Consider the following 4,435-nt stretch of genomic DNA (forward strand, 5'->3'; position numbering starts at 1 on the left):
ATACTGACAACCTCCCGTGTGATTAATTGAGTAATAACTTTTATATATCACGGAAACCGTCGGTGTGCCATATTTATTTTTTGGTAGCATTACCAATTTGACTTTTTATTTTGCAGAACTAAAGTTAATATTCAAAATATCTTCTGTTTTAGAAAACATCTCTAGTATTTCTCTGTTATTTTCATCCATGCTTTCTAATGCCTTATTCACCAATGCTGAATAACCTGACATCTCTTTTTTAAATTTATTTACATTACTTATTTTTAATTCTATATAACTAAATACGCTTATACCAATTATGGGAATTAGCATAATTGACACAAATATTCCCATTAATTTGGACTTTATCCCCCTACGTTTTTTATCCATATTCATCCTCCTCTAAAATTTAATTCTTCATGCCACTATTATATAATATATTTCTATTTTCGTTAAAAATCAAATTTTCTTAACATTCCTACAGTATATTGATTACATTTTTGAAGATACTATATATTGGATGTCATAAATTAACCAGCTGAACTTTGGCAAATACATTTCACGTTCTATATTAGATAAATAGACATTTAAAATCTTACATTTTTATTCTATAACTACAAGAACTCAATTAAATATACGAAAATTCAGGTGATGAGCATGGTAAAAAATAATTTGCAAAATAATATAGACTATATAATAAATGAATTAGGTTATAAAAGCACTGCCATTGTTAGAACTTTCAATATAGGCAAAGGCCCTACTCCCGTAAATGCAGCACTAATATACATAAACGCCCTAGTTAGCAAGGATCTTTTAGATAGAGATGTGCTAAATCCCTTAATGTTTAGGGTAGAGGAAGATCTCTATTTAAAAAAAGACTTGTCCAGCTATGTCTGTCAAAACTACATACCCATATGCAATACTATATTAGAAAATGACCTAAATAATGTGGTTGGTGAAATTAAAGCTGGCAAAACGGCTTTGCTTATAAATAATTCTACTAAGTATATTTTACTAGATACCACCGCAGGCAATTATCGTTCTATATCCGACCCAGTAAATGAATCATCCATTAGAGGTTCTAGAGAAGGATTTATCGAAAATATAGAAACCAATATAAGCATTCTTAGAAGAAAAATAGGAGATAAAAATTTATGTATAGAAACCTTTAAAGTAGGAAAAAGATCTCAAACTGCCCTTGCGCTTTTATATATACAAGACATTATGGATGACAGTGTGTTAAATGAAATCAAAATGCGACTTAACTCTATAGATGTGGACTCTGTCACAGACACTGGTATGATAGAACAATACATAGAAGATAGTCCCCTTTCACCTTTTCCACAAATATTTACCACAGAAAGACCAGACATTGTTAAAAGCAATTTAATGGAAGGTCAAGCAGCTATAATACTAAATGGTACACCACATGTACTTACACTACCTTGTATATTTGTAGGCTTTCTACAAGCTGTTGAAGACTATAATCAAAGGACTATAGTTTCTTCCTTTGTTAGAATTCTAAGATATATAGCTATATTTACTGTTATAACTCTTCCTTCGCTATATTTATCTCTTATACAGTACAATATAGAACTAATACCTATAAAATTTATAACACCTATTGTTCAATCTAGAAAAGGTATTGCTTTGACTCCTTTCATGGAGATACTTTCTATGGAAATAATAATTGAATTTTTACGAGAAGGCGGGCTTAGACTTCCCCCTAGAATAGCTCAAACCCTTAGTATTGTGGGTGGTATAATCATAGGAAATACTGCAGTAGAATCTAAAATAGTAAGTCCAACTACTCTCCTTGTAATAGGAATTTCCGTAGTATCATCTTTTTTAATACCTAACTACGAGATGTCCTTAAGCTTGAGATTTATAAGGTTTCCTATGTTGTTTATTGCCAATGCCTTGGGCTTTCTAGGTATTGCTGTAGGATGGTTTTTTATAATGGTTCACCTTTCTGCATTAAAAAGTTTTACTGTACAATATTTTGAATTAAAATTAGAAGATTTAAAAGATGTATTTATAAGAGCACCCCTATGGCAGATGAATAAAAGACCAGAATCCGTACCTATTAAGGACATCATAAGACAAATGGACTTTAGAAAATTCTGGAGGAAGAATAATGAATAAAAAAGATACTATACCAGATAACGAGCTTCTAACATCTAATCAAGTTACATTTTTAATAGTAGGTATTGCCATAGGAGCAGGATTTATTAAGCTTCCTAATGTACTAGTTAAACATGCCTATCAAGATGCTTGGGCATCAGCACTAATAGGGCTTATTTATCCCTTGTATATACTACTAATAAGTAATTATATAATTAAAAAGTACCCTGATAAAAACATTCTCCAAATAAATAGGGAGTTTTTCGGCAATATTCTTGGAAATGTTTTAAATATATTGTTTATGATTCCTTTAAGCTTTTTTATCTTTTCTGTAACTTCAGATTACATGAAAGTTGTTATTACCTATATTGTGGCATTTTTAACTCAAAAAAAAGTATTAAGTATATCTCTTTTAATAGTTGCTTACACTGCTTATAAAGGACTTAAACCCTTAAGTAAAATTAATGAATATGTAGGTTATATAATTTTAATAATGATTTTATTTTCTGGTGCTGCCATAAAGTATGGAAGCATTATGAATTTAAAACCAGTACTGCAAGCACCTATTAAAGATATACTTAAAGGTTCTATAGATAGCCTTTATTTCTTTACAGCCTTTGAATCTTTGCTTTTATATCATAATAGGGTTAAAGATAAATCCTCTATTAAAAAAGCTTCTTTTAAAGGTTTGCTTATAAGTACCATAGTTTGGATATGGTCCATTTTAATAACCATATACTATTTAGGAGTAGACATAATCCCTAAGAGTAACTGGTCTTTTTTAATGGTTTTTGAAAGCATACATTTACCTATAATAAATAACTTTAGATATGTATTCATGTTTGCATGGACATTAATATGCTTAAGAATAGTTGGTAATTTTTACTACTTTACTAGTTTTATACTATCTGATGTTACTAAGCTAGATAGAAAAAAAATATGCATAGCTTTGTATATACCTGTACTTTTTATAACCAATAAACTAGGTGACTCTATTGTAAGAGAAAAACTTATAACTCTTCTTTCTCCAATTTTTGTGATTTTTAATATATGTTTCCTTACTATATTGGCATTTATAGTTTACTTTAAATCAAAAAAAACAACTAATCAAAACAATTAAAGTGAAAGGCTTGATTTTATTATGAAACATAGTAGTTCTAAGGTTAAGTTAGTAAAGTTATCTTTTATGTGCGCACTATGCATCGGCATATACATATACTTTCGTTCTAACATAAGTTACTTGCATGTGGAAGATTTGTATATCCCCTCTGCCATAGGTGTTGATATTACTAAGTTTTCTAAAAATGATGTGGAATACGCAGCAGGTATTTCTGCCTATATTTTTTCTCAAGATGGAGCTGGTAAAAGTACAGTTCAGCTAGGCAAATCAATTACATTACCACAAACCAGACAAGATAGGCAGCTTCACTCAGATCATAAATTTATATTAGGACTTGAAAAGGTAGATATTTTTTCTGCTGATTTTGCTAAGTATGGTATAAATCCATTTATAAATGTAACTTTTCAAAATTCAAATATTAATGATACCTCTAACACCTGCGTATTTGGCGGAAAAATAGAGGAACTTTTAAATACTAAATTAGAATCCTATCCTAGTATAGGAGATTTTTTAGAAGGACTTTTAAAGAAATCCACAGACTATAACTTTTTCTCAGATAACTATAAACTTATGGATATATACGTAAGATTAGATGCTGAGGGAAGAAATATAGTACTACCTTATGTATCTCTTGTAGGAAAAGAACCTAGAATTACGGGAATGGCTTTATTTAACAAAGATAAAATGGTAAAGGTTTTAGATATAGAAGACACTCGAATACTGAATCTTCTAAGAGAAAACAATGTACGCGGTATTTTTTCATTAAAACATAGTTCTAAAGAGTATCTAGATTATTATGCTGCCAGTAAAAGAAAAGTTAAATGCACAAAGGTGGGAAATAAATATAAATTTTTAATAGAACTGGATTTAACTGGAGATATAGCTTCTAATACTCTTATGCCAAATATAAATAATAATGAAGATATGAGAAATAAATTTCAGGAAGCTATGACTAAAGATATAGAATCTTCTTGCAACAAATTCATAGAAAAAATGCAAAAGGAATATAAAGTAGACTGCTTAGAACTAGGAAGAGTGGCTGCTTCCAAATATGGCCGCCGCACTGGTGTAGATTGGAATAAGATTATTTCTGAGCAAGCTCAAATAGATGTAAAGGTTAAAGCTAAAATAAATTCCACTGGAAGAGGAGAGTATTAGGGGGCCGATATTAGAGGGCTAGGGGGCTAGAGGGCTAGGGGGCTGGTGTTAGGG

The 4,435-nt window shown here is 30.2% G+C and carries 4 protein-coding genes; 3 read left to right on the forward strand and 1 reads right to left on the reverse strand.

The genetic code is table 11. The annotated features are described in order from the left end of the window. Positions 1–105: 105 nt before the first annotated feature. Positions 106–369 carry a hypothetical protein gene (locus FGK85_RS14595; RefSeq protein ID WP_138207838.1) on the reverse strand — a complete coding sequence of 88 codons (264 nt, stop codon included), beginning with the start codon at positions 367–369 and terminating at the stop codon, positions 106–108. Positions 370–636: 267 nt separating this feature from the next. Here FGK85_RS14595 and FGK85_RS14600 point away from each other — a divergent pair, with 267 nt between their 5' ends. From FGK85_RS14600 to FGK85_RS14610, 3 genes are read left to right on the forward strand one after another with little or no spacing between them, the layout of a single operon-like run. Next, positions 637–2,124, forward strand: a complete 1,488-nt coding sequence (locus FGK85_RS14600) for a spore germination protein (RefSeq protein ID WP_171011450.1) — start codon at positions 637–639, stop codon at positions 2,122–2,124. Then, positions 2,117–3,223 carry a GerAB/ArcD/ProY family transporter gene (locus FGK85_RS14605; RefSeq protein ID WP_138207842.1) on the forward strand — a complete coding sequence of 369 codons (1,107 nt, stop codon included), beginning with the start codon at positions 2,117–2,119 and terminating at the stop codon, positions 3,221–3,223. The genes FGK85_RS14600 and FGK85_RS14605 overlap by 8 nt, the downstream gene beginning before the upstream one ends. A 21-nt stretch (positions 3,224–3,244) precedes the next feature. Next, positions 3,245–4,381 (forward strand): Ger(x)C family spore germination protein, encoded by a 1,137-nt coding sequence (locus tag FGK85_RS14610; RefSeq protein WP_138207844.1) that lies wholly within the window; start codon positions 3,245–3,247, stop codon positions 4,379–4,381. Positions 4,382–4,435 lie beyond the last annotated feature (54 nt).

The organism is Haloimpatiens lingqiaonensis (genome assembly GCF_901447495.1).
GTDB lineage: Bacteria > Bacillota > Clostridia > Clostridiales > Clostridiaceae > Haloimpatiens > Haloimpatiens lingqiaonensis.

What these genes read in the sequence shown, in the direction of transcription:
- FGK85_RS14605 (WP_138207842.1), top strand. Translation starts at nt 2,117, where the DNA reads ATGAATAAAAAAGATACTATACCAGATAACGAGCTTCTAACATCTAAT.
- FGK85_RS14610 (WP_138207844.1), top strand. Translation starts at nt 3,245, where the DNA reads ATGAAACATAGTAGTTCTAAGGTTAAGTTAGTAAAGTTATCTTTTATG.
- FGK85_RS14595 (WP_138207838.1), bottom strand. Translation starts at nt 369, where the DNA reads ATGGATAAAAAACGTAGGGGGATAAAGTCCAAATTAATGGGAATATTT.
- FGK85_RS14600 (WP_171011450.1), top strand. Translation starts at nt 637, where the DNA reads ATGGTAAAAAATAATTTGCAAAATAATATAGACTATATAATAAATGAA.